At 68.7% G+C, this 16,579-nt stretch carries 14 protein-coding genes and 1 pseudogene; 7 read left to right on the forward strand and 8 right to left on the reverse strand.

Features of this window, described 5'->3' with window-relative positions:
• Positions 1–44: 44 nt before the first annotated feature.
• Positions 45–974 (reverse strand): BadF/BadG/BcrA/BcrD ATPase family protein, encoded by a 930-nt coding sequence (locus ACU5E9_RS01445; RefSeq protein WP_456811880.1) that lies wholly within the window; start codon positions 972–974, stop codon positions 45–47.
• Between the two features lie 44 nt (positions 975–1,018).
• Here ACU5E9_RS01445 and ACU5E9_RS01450 point away from each other — a divergent pair.
• Positions 1,019–1,075 (forward strand): annotated as a pseudogene (locus ACU5E9_RS01450) (hypothetical protein); the annotation flags it as partial.
• Between the two features lie 28 nt (positions 1,076–1,103).
• Here the strand turns inward: ACU5E9_RS01450 and ACU5E9_RS01455 are convergent.
• Positions 1,104–3,629 carry a glycoside hydrolase family 2 protein gene (locus tag ACU5E9_RS01455; RefSeq protein ID WP_456811881.1) on the reverse strand — a complete coding sequence of 842 codons (2,526 nt, stop codon included), beginning with the start codon at positions 3,627–3,629 and terminating at the stop codon, positions 1,104–1,106.
• Between the two features lie 350 nt (positions 3,630–3,979).
• On the opposite strand from ACU5E9_RS01455, the gene ACU5E9_RS01460 reads away from it, so the two are divergent.
• Positions 3,980–4,990, forward strand: a complete 1,011-nt coding sequence (locus tag ACU5E9_RS01460) for a LacI family DNA-binding transcriptional regulator (RefSeq protein WP_456811882.1) — start codon at positions 3,980–3,982, stop codon at positions 4,988–4,990.
• A 92-nt stretch (positions 4,991–5,082) separates the two neighbouring features.
• Here ACU5E9_RS01460 and ACU5E9_RS01465 read toward each other — a convergent pair whose 3' ends face one another.
• The 6 genes from ACU5E9_RS01465 to ACU5E9_RS01490 form a co-directional block, all read right to left on the reverse strand.
• Positions 5,083–6,078: an acetylxylan esterase gene (locus ACU5E9_RS01465; protein ID WP_456811883.1), complete on the reverse strand. Its 996-nt coding sequence runs from the start codon at positions 6,076–6,078 to the stop codon at positions 5,083–5,085.
• A gap of 99 nt (positions 6,079–6,177) precedes the next feature.
• The gene (locus tag ACU5E9_RS01470; protein ID WP_456811884.1) at positions 6,178–8,490 is read right to left on the reverse strand and encodes an acyltransferase family protein; all 2,313 of its coding nucleotides are present in this window, start codon (positions 8,488–8,490) and stop codon (positions 6,178–6,180) included.
• A 115-nt stretch (positions 8,491–8,605) separates the two neighbouring features.
• Positions 8,606–9,007 carry a flagellar assembly protein FliW gene (locus tag ACU5E9_RS01475; protein WP_456811885.1) on the reverse strand — a complete coding sequence of 134 codons (402 nt, stop codon included), beginning with the start codon at positions 9,005–9,007 and terminating at the stop codon, positions 8,606–8,608.
• A complete protein-coding gene (gene flgL, locus ACU5E9_RS01480) occupies positions 9,004–9,891 on the reverse strand; it encodes a flagellar hook-associated protein FlgL (RefSeq protein WP_456811886.1) in 888 nt (295 codons plus the stop codon). The genes ACU5E9_RS01475 and flgL overlap by 4 nt, the downstream gene beginning before the upstream one ends.
• A 3-nt stretch (positions 9,892–9,894) precedes the next feature.
• Positions 9,895–11,385 carry a flagellar hook-associated protein FlgK gene (gene flgK / locus ACU5E9_RS01485; protein WP_456811887.1) on the reverse strand — a complete coding sequence of 497 codons (1,491 nt, stop codon included), beginning with the start codon at positions 11,383–11,385 and terminating at the stop codon, positions 9,895–9,897.
• A gap of 22 nt (positions 11,386–11,407) precedes the next feature.
• Positions 11,408–11,893: a flagellar protein FlgN gene (locus tag ACU5E9_RS01490; protein WP_456811888.1), complete on the reverse strand. Its 486-nt coding sequence runs from the start codon at positions 11,891–11,893 to the stop codon at positions 11,408–11,410.
• Positions 11,894–12,308: 415 nt separating this feature from the next.
• On the opposite strand from ACU5E9_RS01490, the gene ACU5E9_RS01495 reads away from it, so the two are divergent.
• From ACU5E9_RS01495 to ACU5E9_RS01515, 5 genes are all read left to right on the forward strand, one after another.
• Entirely contained in the window at positions 12,309–13,238 is a 930-nt protein-coding gene (locus ACU5E9_RS01495; RefSeq protein WP_456811889.1) for a sigma-70 family RNA polymerase sigma factor, read from the forward strand.
• Positions 13,239–13,322: 84 nt separating this feature from the next.
• The gene (locus ACU5E9_RS01500) at positions 13,323–14,180 is read left to right on the forward strand and encodes a flagellin N-terminal helical domain-containing protein (protein WP_456811890.1); all 858 of its coding nucleotides are present in this window, start codon (positions 13,323–13,325) and stop codon (positions 14,178–14,180) included.
• 167 nt (positions 14,181–14,347) lie between these two features.
• Positions 14,348–15,679: a flagellar filament capping protein FliD gene (fliD, locus tag ACU5E9_RS01505; RefSeq protein WP_456811891.1), complete on the forward strand. Its 1,332-nt coding sequence runs from the start codon at positions 14,348–14,350 to the stop codon at positions 15,677–15,679.
• The gene (gene fliS / locus ACU5E9_RS01510) at positions 15,676–16,197 is read left to right on the forward strand and encodes a flagellar export chaperone FliS (protein WP_456811892.1); all 522 of its coding nucleotides are present in this window, start codon (positions 15,676–15,678) and stop codon (positions 16,195–16,197) included. Before fliD ends, fliS begins: the two co-directional genes overlap by 4 nt.
• The gene (locus ACU5E9_RS01515; protein ID WP_456811893.1) at positions 16,184–16,576 is read left to right on the forward strand and encodes a hypothetical protein; all 393 of its coding nucleotides are present in this window, start codon (positions 16,184–16,186) and stop codon (positions 16,574–16,576) included. Before fliS ends, ACU5E9_RS01515 begins: the two co-directional genes overlap by 14 nt.
• Positions 16,577–16,579: the final 3 nt, after the last annotated feature.

Genomic DNA, 16,579 nt, shown 5'->3' on the forward strand with positions numbered 1-16,579 from the left:
TAGCAGGAGTTGTGCAGCCCACCGGGCGGAGGGAGAGGGCGGGGTCAGGCCAGGGAGACGGCGATGCGGTCGCGGAGGGCGCTCGTGACGGGCAGGCGGGGCAGGTGCTCCGCGCCGTCGAGGGCGTTGGCCACGGCGGGGCGGATGTCCACCTCCGGCCAGATCTCGCGGAGGCCCCGTTCGAACCGGGCGGCGATCTCCGGGGCGCGCAGCACCCCGCCGATGCCGCAGACGACGGGGGAGACCCGATCGGCCTCGCCCACCCGGCGCAGCCCGGTCGCGGCCGACAGCACCAGTTCGGCGGCAGCGCCGTCGCAGATCACGGCGGCCACCGCATCCGTGCCGGCGAGCTCGGTGACCCGGCGGGAGTAGGCGGCGATGCGGCTCACCCGCAGCGGGTCGGCCTGCAGGTCGAGGTAGGCCATCTCGAGGTCGGGGAATTCCTGCAGCATGAACCCGGTGAGCGCGGTCGCCGGGCCGCGGCCGTCGTAGGCGCGCATGACGGCGTCCAGGGCCGCACGGCCGATCCAGTAGGCGCTGCCTGCGTCGCCGATCAGGTTGCCCCAGCCGTCGATGCGGGCTACCTGGGTGGCGCCGACCGCGAGTGTGACCACGCCGGTGCCGGCGGCCACGACGACCCCGAGCTCGTCGCCGAGGGCGCCCAGGTAGCTGGTGACCGAGTCGTGCGCCAAGAACACCTCGTTAACCCCGTGCGCCGCTCCCAGCGCCCGCAACTCAGCGGGGTCGGTCTCGTCCTTGGAGAACCCCGAGATGCCGGCGCTGACGGTGAAAATGGGGTGCTGCGTCGACGAGGCGATCCGGGCCACCACCTCGCCGAGCTGCGGCACCAGGGCGCTGTCGGTGCGGATGCCGCCGAACTCGAACGGTACCGCCGGGCCGCTTCCGGTGTGCAGCAGGGCCCGTATGCCGGTCTGGCCGGCGTCGATCGTGAGCGAGCGGGGTTCAGCGCTCATGGTGGGTCCAATCGTGGGGCGGTGTCACGGCGTTCCGTGGTGCAGTGTTCAGCGGTGCAGCGTTCAGAGCTGCGGTGTTCAGCGGTGCGGTGTTCAGTGCTGCGGTGTTCAGTGCTGCGGCGCGCAGTGTCACGGCCGCACGAGGTGGTTGGTGCTCTGCAACACCCCCGCCGCCTGGAAGGCGGCCGGGTCAAGGTCACGTGCGGAGGTGACGGTGAAAACTGTACTCTCGCCGGGCAGCAGGGTGAGGAGCATGTCGTCCACCAGCGCGTCCGGGTCCACCTTGTCCACCAGCAGGGCGAGGTCCCGGGTGAGGGTGTCCACGGTGACACGCACGGTGTAGCCGGACGCGGTGCGCTCGGCGTGCACCTGCGGGGTGCCCACGAGCAGGGCGGAGTCGCGGGGCTCGGTGAAGAACCAGTGTGCGCGCACCCCGGCCAGGTCGGCGCGCAGGAGCTCGCCCGCCGCATCCGCCGTGTCGGACACGGCGGCCGGCAGCGACACCGTGACGGCGCCGCGGGCGGGCAGGCTGACCTGCTCCACGTGCACGGCCAGGACCTCTCCGCTGAAGTCGTACCGGCGCACGGTGAGCTCACCGGCCCAGGGCTCGGCGGAGTCGTTGACGGCGATGACGGCCAGGCCGTCCTGGCGGGGCTGGATGGTGACGAGCCGGTCGGCGTACGCGTGCTTGAGTGCGTAGAGCAGCGGCTTCGGCCGGCCGTACCCGTCCACCGCGGCCCACGAGGTGACCGGCCAACAGTCGTTCAGCTGCCAGACGATGCTGCCCATGCAGGATGGTGCGAGGGAGCGGAAGTGTTCGACCGCGGTGCTGATCGCGTTGGCCTGGTTGAGCGACATCGCCCAGTGCCAGGCGGTGATCTCGTTCGGCAGCGGCAGGTGCGGGATGAGGCCGTCCGTGAGCTTGCCGTTGCCCTCCGCCGCCTTCTGGTGCACGAGCATGCCGGGCGATTCCGGGGTCAGGGGCGCGTCGTGGATCGACTCGGTGAGCGTCGACCAGGTCGGCGGGCCCTGCCAGCCGAACTCGGCGACGAACCGCGGGGAGTACTCGCGGTAGGCCGGGTAGTCGCGCTGGTTCCAGAGGTCCCAGATGTGCATGGTGCCGTGCTCGGGGTCGTTCGGGTGCAGGTCGCTCCGCAGCGCGCCGGCGACCGGGGAGAAGGGGCTGCCGGGGGTGTAGCCGATGTGCGGGGCGAGCTCGGCGACGATGGCCGGGAAGGTTTCGTAGTAGTAGCCGGCGCCCCAGGTCTTGCCGTCCAGGCGGAGCTTCCAGTTCCACTCCTCGTAGCCCCAGAGGTTCTCGTTGTTGCCGTTGAGCACCACCAGTGACGGATGCGCGGCGAGCCGGGCGACGTTCTCCCTGGCCTCTGCCACCATCTCGCCGGCCAGCGGGTCTTCCTCGGCGTAGGCGGCGCAGGCCAGCAGGAAGTCTTGCCAGGTGAGCAGGCCGCGCTCGTCGCAGAGGTCGTAGAAGTCCTCGGTTTCGAAGATGCCGCCGCCCCAGACCCGTATCAGGTTGATGTTGGCGAACTCGGCCTGCTCGAGCCGGGCCTGGTAACGGTCCTTGGTGACGCGGTGCAGGAAGGCATCGTCCGGGATCCAGTTGGCGCCGCGGACGAAGACCGGGGTGCCGTTGACGACGATGGTGAACGGGGTGCCGGCGTCGTCCGGGGTGGTGTCCAGCTCCACCGTGCGGAAGCCGATGCGGCGGGTGGCGCTGTCGAGCACGGTCGCCTCGTCATCGGCCTCGCCGTCGTGCAGGGTGACCTCCAGGTCGTAGAGCGGGTGTTCGCCGTAACCGACCGGCCACCACAGGTCCACGTCGGGCACGGCAAGGGTCACGGTCGCGCTCGTGGCCCCGGCGGCGAGGTCGACGGTGTCGCTGATGCCGGCGACGGATGCGGTGAGCCGCACCGGCGCATCGGTTGCCCTGGCCACGTCGACGTGCACCTCGACCAGGCCGTCGGTGCCGGTGGCGGTCGTGGAGACGGTGGCGATCGGGCGCACCGGGCCCAGGCGCGCGGTCGACCAGCTCACCAGGGTGACCGGCTTCCACAGGCCGGACGTGGAGGTGTCGATGCCCCAGTCCCAGCCGAAGCTGCAGGCCATCTTGCGGATGGCGTTGTAGGGGTGGTGGTTGACGTGCGGGCGGTAGCCGAGGCTCAGGCTGGCGGCGTCGGCCTCACGGATGGGGGAGCGGAACACCACCACGAGTTCGTTGAGCCCGGCCTTGAGCCGGGAGGTGACGTCGAAGGAGTAGCTGCGGTGCATATTGCGGGTGGCCCCGATGCGCACGCCGTTGAGGTCGATCTCGGCGACGGTGTCGAGGCCGCCGAAGTTCAGTTCCACCCGGTCGGCACCGGCCGGGTTCCAGACGAAGGTCGTGCTGTAGCGCCAGTCGGTCAGCCCGATCCAGGACAGCAGCTTCTCGTTGCCGTCGAGGTACGGGTCGGGGATCAGGTCGGCGGCGAGCAGGTCGGTGTGCACGGATCCCGGCACCGTGGCCGGCACGGTGATGCGCTGCACGTTCTGCGGCACCGGGCCGTCCAGTGCGGTGACGCTCCAGTCCGTGAGGACGCGGGTGGCCCGGGTCGGGGCAGCAGCGGGGAGGGTGGCGATCGAGCGAGTTTCAGACATGCGCAGTCCAGACATGGTCGGCACCGGCGACCCGTGGCGACCGAGACGACTGCGTCTCGATCGAGGGGGCCCGGTGCTGCTGATGGTGTGTTGCTGTTGACGGGGCGGATGGCTGCCGCCGCGGCGGCGCATCCCGATGTATGTCCCCATGCTAGGCCCGGCTTTCCCGACTCCGCAAACACATAATGTCAACGTTGTCTCGTCGTGTCCGCCACACACTGTCTGCAGGATTATCGCGGTTGACCGGTGTATTCGATGCGCGGAGGATTGCCGACTTCTTGTGAATGTCCCGAAAATGTCCTACGTTGACATTGGCCCGGTATTTCGGGCCGGGAAGCAGCGGGGAAAGCATGTCCACACAGTCACGAGCCACCCTGGCCGATGTCGCCAGGCTCGCCGGGGTGAGCTCCAAGACCGTGTCCCGGGTTTTCGCCGATGCCGGTAACGTGTCCGCGGACACCCGGGAGCGGGTGCTCGGCTCGGCGAAGCGGCTGCGCTTCCGCCCGAACAACCTGGCCAGGAACCTCCGCCGGGGCGGGGTGACGAACACGGTGGCGTTCGTGATTGGTGACCTGACCAACCCGTTCTACTTCACCGTCGCCGCGGGCATCGAACGTGAGCTGGCGCTGCACGGGCTGACGATGGTGCTCGCTTCCACCGACGATTCGCCGGACAGCGAGGAACGGGTGGTCGATGCCCTTATCTCGCAGCGGGTGCGGGCGTTGCTGTTGATTCCCATTGCCGAGGACCAGTCCTACCTCGACGGCGAACGCCAGCTGGGCACGCCGGTGGTGAGCGTGGACCGGCCGGCCCGCAACCTCATCGCCGACTCGGTGGTGCTGCAGAACCGGCTGGGCATGGCCGGGGCCGTGCGCTCGCTCACCGCCATCGGTCACCGCAAGATCGGCTTCCTCAGCAATCCCTCCGGCATCTACACCCAGCGGGAGCGCCTGGCCGGGTACCGGGAGGCGCTCCGCGAGGTGGGGGTCACCCAGACCGGGCAGTGGGAGCGGCTCGACGACGACCCATCCGTCTCGGCCGAGGCGGCGGTGCAGAGCCTGCTCGCCCTGCCCGACCCGCCCACCGCGATCGTGGCCGGCAACAACCGGGGCAGCGCCGGCGCCGTGCGGGCGCTGCGCAACCTCGACCCGGCCGTGGCGTTCATCGGCTTCGACGACTTCGAGCTGGCCGACGCCCTGGGCATCTCCGTGGTGGCGTACGACCCGATCGAGCTGGGCCGCACCGCCGCCCGCCTGGCGCTGGGCCACCTCGCCGACCCGGACTCGTTCACCCGGCAGGTGGAGATCCCCACCCGGCTCATCCAGCGCGGCTCCGGCGAGATCCCGCCGCCCCCGCCCTAGTCCCGCCGCAACTGTTCCCCGTGCGGACAAATGGTCCCGGCACACCGGGTGCAATTGTCCGCTTTGGGAACAGTTGGACCGCTGGAACCGGGCTAGGGGGTGGGCTGGGGCGCGAGCTGGTGGGCCAGCCAGACGGCCTGGCGCACGAAGTGGTGGCCCTGGCCGCCCTCGTGCTCGTTGAACGGGTACACCTCGATCTCGGCATCCGAGGCCCAGTGGTTGTGCGCCGCGAACACCGTCGAGGGCGGGCAGATCGGGTCGAGCAGTCCCACCGAGAACAGTGCGGGTGCGGTGGCCCGCTTGGCGAAGTTGACGCCGTCGAAGTACGACAGGGTGGCGAAGGTCTGCTCGACCTCGTCGCGGTGCACGGCCAGGTAGCTCACCACCTCCTGGTACGGGTCGCTGCCGGTCATACCGACGGCGCGTTCGAAGTGGCAGAGGAAGGGCACCTCCGGCATCGCGGCGACCAGGCCGGTGGAGAGCCCCGCGGCCGCGATCGCGATGCCGCCGCCCTGGCTGCCACCGCAGACCGTCACCCGGTCTGGGTCGACCCGGTCGAGGGTGCGCACGGCATCGATGGCCCGCACCGCGTCGGTGTACACGCGCCGGTAGTAGTACGCCTCTGGCGAGTGGATGCCGCGGGTCATGAAGCCGGAGCCGGCCGGTCCGCTGCCGTGCGGGTCGGGGGTGTCCCCGCCGGAACCCCATCCGCTGCCCTGGCCGCGGGTGTCCATGAACAGGTAGGCGTAGCCGCTGGCCACCCAGCCCAGGTGCTCGTGCGGGAAGCCGCGGCCGCCGCCGTAGCCGTTGTACTCGACCACGGTGGCCAGGCGCCCGGGCAGTGCCCCCGAACGATCAACCGGGAGCAGGAACCAGGCCTTGACCGGGTCGCCGCCGAAACCGTTGAAGGTGACGTCGTAGACCTCCACCTCGCTCAGGGGCGAGTCCACCCGGGTGAGGGTGGGCTCGGAACTGTGGACCCGCGCTTCGGCGAGGGTGCGCCGCCAGAATGCGTCGAAATCGGCCGGCTCGGCCACGACGGGACGGTACTGCTGCAGCTCGGGCAGGGGCAGGTCTAAGCGGGGCACGTGTTGCCTTTCGCGAAAGGAGGTCGTGGCACCAACGCTGGAGCCACCACCGACTCTAGCGGCGGGCCTGCCCGCCCTGCCGCGCGGCCGGCGGCGAGGCTACATCAGCCCGAGGGCGCCGAGTTCGAACCGGATGGCCGAGGCCACGTGCTCCGCATACGCCGGAGTCATGTGCACGGTGTCGTACTTGGTGGGAATGGTGCCGGAGAACGCCGGGCAGACCCCGTCGACGCAACTGAAGCCGAGGGAATCGAGGTAGAAGTCCCCGGTTGCCGCGCTGGCGGTCGCTGTGGCCGAGGCAAATTCCTGCCAGGCCTGGCCCACGGCCGAGTTGCAGTCCTGCGGGCTCGACACCGTGGAATAGCACTGGCCGAGGTCGGCGCCGAGCGGCGGTGGCGCCAGGTAGACGATCTTGCCGGCGGCGTTGAAGGTGGCCGTCTCGGCCGCGGTCGAGGCAACGAGATCGGCCACCGACAGAGGAGTGCGGTTGGTGTCCTGGCCCAGCGCGAACGCGTTCGCCACGACCACCAGTCGGGGAGCGTCCGCGGCGATCGCCGAAGCGATGTCCAATTTGCGCTGCGGGCAGGCATCCATCACGCCGTCGCCGTCGTTGGCCACATCGACGGCCGTGAACCGGCAGCCGTAGAGGCCGATGGTGGTGATCTTCCACTGTCCATCGCTGGCCTCGGCGATGGCCTTGAAGGCGGGCGCGTAGGAGAGCGCCTCCGAGTCGCCGACCAGGTACATCTGGTTCGGCGCGGCATCGTCGCCCCAGGTGCAACGACCGAAGTCGGGGGTATCGCCGGGGTTGAAGCAGGCGCGTGCGGGGTTGTTGTTCGAGGTCTGTGCCATGGCGGCGTCCAGCGACGGTGACAGGTTGTCGGGCCAGGCGGTCGCCACGGCAGCGGCGGCCAGGTCTGCCTGCAGTTGCACCGACGGGTTGGCGTCCGCCGATGCCACCGGTGTTGCCACCGGTGCGGCGGCCGGAGTCAGCGGTCGGTCGTTCAGCTCGAAGGACACGCCGACGACGGCCACGATGACGAAGGCGCCGAGGGTGGACAGGATGAACTGGGTGCTGAACCTGGATCGCCAGGTACGCCAGGCCGCCCGGCGCTCACCCCTGTCGCGGGCCGGCGTACGCAGCCAGGGGGAGCGGTGCAGCGGCTGCTCGATGAGGTAGAACGACACCACGGAGACGGCCAGGGTGCTGCCGAGGATGAGCAGGATGGTCCGCACGCTGTGATCGGGCAGCACCAGGGAGAGGTAGACGAACACCGGGAAGTGCCAGAGGTAGAGCGAGTAGGAGATGTCACCGAGGTACACGCTGACGGGGTTGGTGAGCGGGAACAGGTGGCGCTGCGGGCCACCGGCACCGGCCGCGATCACGAGGGCGGTCGCGGCGACGGGCAGGGCCGCCCACGGTCCGGGGAACGGCAGCGTGCCGTTGATGACGAAGAACGACACCACGATGCCGGCCAGCCCGACCCAGCCGAGAACGGCGCGCGCGGCGGTGGGCATCCGGGCGAAGCGGGGCAGGCCCACGGCCAGGACCGCGCCGACGCCGAGCTCCCAGGCACGGGAGACGGTCGAGAAGTACGCGCCCGTGGGGTCCACCGCGCTCTCCCGCAGGGCGTTGCCGAACGAGACGACCACCAGCAGGATCGCGAGCACGGCGATCGCTCGGCGGCCGCGGCCGGGGGTGCGGGATCGTCGCGTGACGACGGCCAGCACCAGGATCATCAGCCACGGCCAGACGAGGTAGAACTGCTCCTCTACCGAGAGTGACCAGTAGTGCTGCAGCACCGAGGGTGCCGCGGCGGCCTGGAAATAGTCGGCGCCGACGGCGGTGAACCGCCAGTTCGCCACGAAGAAGAGCGACGCGAGCGCATCCAGTGCGGTGGCGAGGGTCCGGCTCTGGTTGAAGAGGAGGTAACCGATGCCGACGGTCACGGCGAGCACCGCCGCGGCGGCGGGCAGGATGCGGCGGATCCGGTTGGCATAGAAGGTGCGGAGGGAGATGCGCCCGGTGGCGTCGTGTTCCCGCAACAGCACGCCGGTGATGAGGAAGCCGGAGATGACGAAGAAGATGTCGACCCCGGCGAACCCGCCGGACGGCCACTGGATGACGTGGTCGCAGATGACGGCGATCACCGCGAGGGCGCGGAGGCCCTGGATGTCTCGGCGCCGCCCTTCACTCTGCGGGACTGGGGAGCCACCACTTGGCGGAGCGGGAGACGCCGGTGGACGGCGGGGCTTCTGTGCGGGAGCGACCGGCACAGGCGCCGGGGCCGTCGTGCGCGTGGTGACGATTCGGGTGGCTCCGGGCCGGGACACACCCGGGCGGGATACGCCGGGTCGCGACACGGCCGGTCGTGCGGCGCCGGGGTCCGGCGCCCCGATAGATGATGGCACTCGTCCCCCAGATAGTGAAGCGCTCTGAGCCTACGCCCGGATTGGGGTCAGGCCCGTCCGTTGCAGCGCGACGGGGCTACCTGCGACGGCGCCTGCCGCCACTCGAAAGTGCTGACTAGGTGGGGTCGAGGACCGGCTCCGGCTGCGGGGCGAGCTCGGTGCGCAGCGAGTAATCCTGGCCGTCGAGGATGATCTGGGAGCACCGACCTGTGGCTACGTTCACGACGATGGGCGCCATCAGGTTGACCGTGGTCCCGGTTTCGCCCGGATTGGAGACCACAAGGACCATGGCCTGTTCCGGACCGTCCAGGGCGAGGTCCACAGCGTGCTCGTCAGAGATCACCGGCGCGTAGTCGGGCAGGTAAACCGAGGCATCCAGCACGAAAAGCCTGGTGCGCTCGTCCTCGGCGCTCGTGAGTGAGAAGAGCCCGGCGGCCCCGGCGATCTCATTCAGGTGGAACTCGGTGAGCGGCGCCAGCCCGGGAGGCGGGGAGAGGAAACTCAGGGTAGCGCTCATGAGAGGAAGTCCATCAGGGTCGGTTGGATAACGCGGGCAGTCACGGCCAGGGCAGATTGGTAGGCAACCTCCTGCAGCTTCAGGTCGAGGACCACCGTGGCGAGGTCGGCATCTTCGAGCTGAACCCGCTGGGCCTCGAGAGCGCCCTTCTGGGTGACCAACGCTGCGCTGGCGCTCTCGATGCGCGCCTGCCTGGCGCCGACGTCAGCATTGGCGCCGATCACTGTCGTCAGGGCGGTGTCGACCGCGCCGAGATAGTTCGACACCGATGCCGGAGAATCGCGGAGGGCAACGGAGATGTTCGTGAGCAGCGTGAAAACCGACTCTTTGCCTGTACCGAACACGGCGGATCCATCGGCATCCACGCGCACTGTCGCGTCGGAACCGACACGACGCAGCACGGGCGACTGGGTGCCGCCGGAGTATGTTCCATCGGCGGCGAAGACCACACCGGTGTCGGAATTGCCGGCGAACACGGTGCGGCCCAGGTAACTGGCGTTGGCCTGCGTGAGCAGGTCCTGCTTGAGGCCGTCGATCTGCACGGCAATGGCTTCCCTGGCCGCAGCGGTCATGGTGCCCGCATTCGAGCCCTGCACGGTGAGGTCGCGCACGCGGTTCAGGATGGTGGTGCTCTCGCCGAGCGCCGTGTCCAGCGTGGTCAGCCAGCCGTTGCCGTTGTCGGCGTTGCGGGTGTACTGAGCGGTGGCGCGCTGCTCGGCCCGCACGGCGAGGGCGTTGGCGGCGCGGGCCGGGTCGTCGGAGGCCCGACTGATGGTCTTCAGCGAGGAAGACTGCTCCTGCAACTGGGCGAGGCGCTGGGCGCTGGCCTGCAGGTTCGCCTGAGCGGCGCGCATCTGGGTGGTGCTGGTGACTCGGGAGATCATGGGTTACCTTCCCACCAATCCGGTGCGGTTGATCAGGGTGTCGAGCATCTCATCCACCGCGGTCATGACCCTGGCGGCACCCTGGTAGGCGTGCTGGAAGGTGAGGAGGTTGACATTCTCTTCGTCGATGTCCACCGAGGAGTTGGACAGCTGCAAAGTCACTGCCGAGCTTGCCGACAGGTTGGCGGATGCGGCCTGGGCGAGTTCGACTCCGGTGGAGACACCGAGCGCGGTGACGAACTTCGACCACACGCTGTTGGGGGATTCGACCGGACCACCCGTCGAGTTCGCCGCCTGCGCGGTGCCGAGCTGAGCGATCTTGTCGGCGATCGTGCCGTTGGCTGCGCCGGAGCCGACCTCGCCGGCGGCGATCCCGGTGGCGTCCTTGGGAACGACGAACAGGGTCGCGGCAGCATTGCCCACGTCGTAGTGAAAGAATTCCAGACCGGTGGCACCCTTGGTGGTTCCCATGGTGGTGACTCCGGTCAGGTGGAGCTCGTTGACGGAGTTGGCGAGGTCCGCGGCGAACCTGTTATACGAGGCGGCAGCCTCGGCGAGGGCGCCGCCGGTGCCGGGGCCGGCGGCATCCGCGGGGCCGAGCAGCGACAGGGCGCCGGCAAGTTCGCCGCCGTCGACTGCCACCGCGATGTCATCATGATTCGCCCAGACAAGCTGGACGACCGTGTGCTCGACGGGATTCGTATCCGGAACGACGGTGCCGGCCAGAGTGGTGGGCCCTGTCACCTTGAGAGCCTGGACATCCGATCCGGAAACCAGGCTGTTGCCGCCGATGAGCACATCCACGGTGCCGTTGGCCTGGGGCCGCACGGTAGCGCCGGTGATGGCGGCGATGGTGGTGATGAACGCATCGCGCTTGTCGATCATCTCGTTGGCGGACCCGCCGGTGGCGACAGTCTGGCGGATGATGCCGTTGAGCTGCGCAACCTGGGCGGCTGCCCCGTTGACCTCGGTCACCAGGGCGTCGGCGCTGCTGCGCACGGCAGACCATTCGTCGGTGACGGCTCGGTAACCGGACGCGATCTGGGCGGTGAGTTGACCGGCCTCACCAAGCAGGAGCCCGGCGGCGGCCGAAGAGTCGGCCCCGTTGGACAGCTCCTGCCATGAGGCCCAGAACTCCTGCAGTTGGTTGGACAAGCCGGTGGCGCCCGGTTCCTTCAGCGAGTTCTCGACCGACGCCAGCGCGTTGGCGCGCACTGCCGTGTACCCGGCGGTCGCGGCCGTGGCCCGAACCTTGGCGTCGAGCGTGGCACTGCCCAGCCGGGCGATGCCGTCGACCGAGACGCCGGTGCCGGGGGTGACTCCCCAGGCGACGAGCCCGGCGCGGGCCGCGGCGTTCGTCGACGAGGTGGTCACGCGCTGGCGGGTGTAGCCCTCGGTATTGACGTTGGCGATATTCTGCCCGACCACGTCGAGACCGGCCCGGGCTGCGATCAAGCCGGTGTACGCGGCGTTCAAGCCGCCAAAGGTGCTCATGGAGTTCTCATTGCTTGGGGGCTCACAGGCTCTGGTCGAAGAGTCGGGCGCCGGTCGCCGAGGCGCCGGAGGTGCCACGGGAGTCGTAGGTCGTCGCCTGGGCGTCGACGCCGGCCAGGGTCTCCTGGGTAGACCGGGTGGCCGCGCGCAGGAACTGCTCGTTCACGTCGCGCAGGCCACGGATCTGAGCGATCAGTTCCGTCATCGCGGTCAGGTGGGCGCCGAGGATGTCGGCCCACGGGCCGGCCGGAGCCTGCTCAACGAGCTCACGCAGGGTGGCATCCTGCGACGTACCCCATTCGTCGGCGACGGCGGCTACCTCGACGGTACGGCTGAGGCCGGCTTCCTTGACCAGCTCCAGCACCTGTTCGACTTCGCGGGTGGCGTGCTGTACCCACCGGGAGCGTCCGGCGCTCAGGAGCAGCTGTTCCTCGTCGAGTTTGAAGACCAGGAGTTCGAGCAGCTCGCGTTCACGCCACAGCAAGGCAGAAAGTTCGTTGGCGCCCACGTGTTCACTGCCTTTCCGCCCTGTGGGCTCGTTGGTCTATCGTACGATTTCATCGTCATTCGAGGGCACTATCGGCGGTTTTTCCCGGCTGGTTAGCAACTTGCGTCTCTGACCCTCAACGATCCCAATCTCACCTGGGCAGGTGTTCCGGCAGCGACCTCACCATGTCCCCCAAAGATAGGACACGCTCTCCCCCCAAAATGGGGGTGGGTTTGGTCGGTTGGGTGAGGGGCTTGTTGTTACCGTAATAGCAATACGAAAGCAGCAGGGCGGGGGCTCGAATCCCTGCTCCAGGCCTGTTTTCGCGCACGCGCACGACGTCACTACCTCCAGTTCCTTACCCGGCCGGCCGCCAGACGCCTTGTTTGCCCGCAGAAACACCGGTGCAATCCGGTCGCCGCCAGGAAGGACGTCAGTGAACCGATCAGAGCGCAATCGGCTCGTTGTCGAGAATCTGCCGTTGGTGGGTTATTTGGTCTCCGAAGTGTGGGCGAAGGCCCGCCACCTGTCCCGCGACGACCTCGCGTCCGCCGGTTCGCTGGCGCTGATCACCTCGGCCGATGCCTTCGACCCCGACCTGGGGGTTCCTTTCGGAGCTTTCGCACGTCGACGCATCATCGGCGCGTTCGCCGACGAGATGCGCTCCAACGACTGGGCAACCCGGATGGCCCGGCGCCGTATCAAGGAAACCCGACAGGTGCAGGACACCCTGTCCGCGGCCCTGGGTCGCAGCGCCACGATCGATGAGATCGCTGCGGCGCTCGGCGTCGATCGTGAGAGTGCCGCCGCCGGAATGGCCGACGCCGACCGCACCCTGACCACCCTGGACGACACCACCGCCGAATTTCTCGTCGCCGACACCGTGTTGCCGGAGGAATCCCTGCTCTCGGCCGAACGCCTCGCCTATTTGCGGGCCGCCGTCGTGGCGCTGCCGGACCGGATGCGCCTGATCGTTGAGCAGGTCTACTTCGAGGACCGTTCGGTGAAAGAGATCGCCGCCGACCTCGGCATCACCCACTCCGCGGTGTCCCAGCAGCGCACGGAGGCCATCCGGCTGCTGCGCGACGGCCTGGGAACCCACTATGCAGACGACGTTGACGCCGAGTATGTGCCGGAGTCCACGATCGCGCCCGCCCGCCGGAGCGCGTACCTCTCCCGTCTCGCCGACCAGGCCATGCTCGGCCTCGCCCACCTCGCGCACGACCGGGTACCGGATGCAGCCGTGGCGATGGGCGCGGTCCCGCTTGGTTCCGTGCCGACGGTCCCGGCATCGCTGGGCGATGTGCCGCGACCGAACGCTGCCCGCGGTGTTGCTCCCCGCGAACTTTTCTCCAGCAACGGCTAACGCGCCGCGGGGTGGGGCCGATAGGTCTCAGTGTCAGCCCATGGATGGGCTGGCGAACACCACCCAATCACGGAGGAACACATCATGGGTATGCAGATCAACACCAACCTCGCGGCAAACAACACGTACCGCAACCTGGCTTCGACCCAGACCGACATGGCCAAGTCGCTCGAGCGCCTGTCCAGCGGCCTCCGCATCAACCGCGCAGCGGATGACGCGGCCGGCCTGGCGATCTCCGAGGGACTGAAGTCGCAGGTCGGTGGCCTCACGGTCGCCAGCCGCAACGCACAGGACGCCGTCTCGGTCATCCAGACCGCTGAAGGTTCTTTGAGCGAGGTGCAGACCATTCTGCAGCGCGTTCGTGACCTCGCCGTTCAGGCTGGCAATGACTCGAACAACGCCGACTCACGCGCCGCCATCGCCACCGAGGTCACGGCGCTGGGCAAGGAACTGGCCCGTATTGGCGAGTCGACCAACTTCAACGGTACCAAGCTGCTGGATAACACCCACAACACGGATGCCACGGCTTTGACGTTCCAGATCGGTGCGGGTAGCTCCGCGACCGCCGACCAGATCAATGTGAAGCTCACGGACGTTTCCGCGATAGCCACAATTGTGTCCGGCCTAGCTGCGACTGGCTTCGCGACCGCAGGCGCAACAGTCGGCGTTGCTGGAACGATCGACACCATCGACACCCAGATCAAAAACGTCTCCACCTCGCGCGCCGAACTCGGTGCAAACCAGAACCGGTTCGAGAGCGTCATCCGCAACCTCGCCGTCTCCAAGGAGAACCTCACCGCTGCCGGTTCGCGTATCCGCGACACCGACATGGCCGAGGAAATGGTCAAGTACACCCGCTCCAGCATCCTGTCGCAGGCCGGAACCGCCATGCTCGCGCAGGCGAACCAGTCCAACCAGGGCGTCCTGACGCTGCTGCGCTAAATCACGGAAACAGCGACATCCCGGCGTCACCGCCGGGAAGCCGATTGACCGAGAATCGGCCGGTGGCGCGTGCGACCTGAACTGGACCTCAGGAAGCGCACGCCGCCGGCCACTCATCGTCGGCCCCGCAGCATCCGCACGACGACGAACGGGAAGGGAAGGCACGCATGGGACTCTCCATCGATGGCCTGATCAGCGGTCAGGACACCACGACCCTGATCAACAACCTCATCGCTGTCGAAGCAATCCCGCAGACCCTGCTCAAGGGCAAGGTCACGGCCGCGCAGAGTTACACCACCGCCGTTCAATCGCTCAACACCAAGGTGGCAGCACTGGCCGACACCGCTGCGGCGGCCACCAAGCCCGCCACCTACAGCCTCTTCACGGCCACGAGCAGCTCGAGCCAGGTCACCGCGACCACCAGCACGGGCATCTCCGCCGGCACACTCGACGTCACCGTGAGCCGTCTGGCCCAGAACCAGGTCACCGTCACCGGCGCCCTCGCCTCCTGGCCGGACACTACCCTCACCTTCACCGACGCGGCCGGAAAAGCCACCGTGCTCACCCCGGCATCCGCTTCGCTGGATGATGTCGTCTCAGCCGTCAACGGCGCCGGGCTCGGCATCACCGCCACCAAGGTCGCCGTCGGCGCCGACAGCTACCGGCTGCAGTTCAGCAGTGCCGCGACCGGCGCCGCCGCAGCGTTCAGCGTCACGGGCGGCACCGTGCCCACCACTCAGGTGAAGACCGCCCAGGATGCCGCCGTCACGCTGTGGTCCGGAACCACCGCCGAACAGACGATCACATCGGCCAGCAACACCTTCGCCGACCTGCTCCCCGGACTCACCGTCACCGTCAGCGCGGTCTCGGCCGTTCCCACGACACTCACGATCGCCAGGGACGACAAGGCCATCACCGCCATCGCCTCTGGCCTGGTCACCGGCCTCAACGACATCTTCGCCCTGATCTCCAGCAGAACCGCGGTTTCCACCACCACCGACTCAGCCGGCAAGAGCGTCACCACCGCCGGGCTCTTCGCCGGCGACGGCACCATCCGCGCGGCGAACCAGGCCCTCATCACCGCCGCCTCGCTGCCCGTCGACGGTCACTCGCCGTCGGAGATCGGCATCAGCATCACCAAGACCGGCACCCTGGAATTCAATGCCGAGAAGTTCGCCGCCGCGCTGGCGAAGGACTCGGCCGGTGTCATGAAGACGGTGCAGGAGATCTCCGGCCGGGTGGCGGCCGCCGCGACGTCCGCGTCCGACAAGTACGACGGAACACTCACCACCACCATCACCAGCCAGCAATCCCAGGTGCGCACCATGGGCCTGGAGATCAGCGACTGGGACCTCAGGCTCAACGCCAAGCGCACCTCGCTCGAACGTGTCTACACAGCCATGGAATCGAGGCTGGGGGAGTTGAAGTCCCAGTCCTCCTGGCTCACTTCGCAAATCGCATCGCTTCTGCCCGCCTACACCGGAAGTTCGACGTCATGATGACCCCATCCCCGTTCACGCCCCTTTTGTCAGCGCCGCAGCTGGCCCCCGCCGCGTTGTCGTCGAGCCCGCTCGGCGGAGCGGGCACGCCATCCGTGGCCGGCGCCCAGGCCCGCCGGGCCCAGCTCAACCGCGAGGCCGTGCTCTCGGCCACGCCGGTGCGCCTGCTCACCATGCTGTACGACAGGCTGATGCTCGACCTCGACCGCGCCGAGGCCGGCCAGGTCAGCGAGAACTGGGCGGTCGCCTCCGAGAACCTCCTGCACGCGCAGGCGATCGTCGACGAACTGACCACCTCGCTGGACGTCACGGCATGGGATGGCGCCGACGGGCTGCTCGCGATCTACACCTACGTGTCGAACGCGCTGATCGGTGCCAACATCCACCGCGACGTCGCGCGTACCCGCGAGAGCATCGTGCTGCTCGAGCCGCTGCGCCAGGCCTGGCACGAAGCTGCCGGCGCACTGCCCGCCACCCAGACCGCACCGAGTGGAGACGGCTACCGTGGCGTCGCTTAGCCAGCATTCGAGCAGCGCTCGGCCGCGCAGCACCCGCCCGGGCGCCGAACAGCAGGGCACGCCACGTACCAGCGCGTCGGAGTGGATGAAGGTCCTCGACGACCTCGAGGCAAGCCTGAGCGGGGGAGCCAGGGACGCGGTGCTTTCCACACAGGGCGGCCAGCTCGTCACCGGCGTGCACTGGCGCGCACCGGAACTCCTCGGCCAGCTTCCCAGGGAACTCGAGGAGCGGGCGCGCCTGCTCCTCGCCGGTCAGCTCGAACTGATCCGCGAGATCGAGGATGCGCGCCGCTCGGCCGGCGCCCACCTGGCGGCGGTGCGAACCATCCTGTCCACCCATCAGTCCGACCAGCCGGTCTACCTCGACATCGCGGGCTGACCC

Source organism: Cryobacterium sp. AP23 (assembly GCF_054075385.1).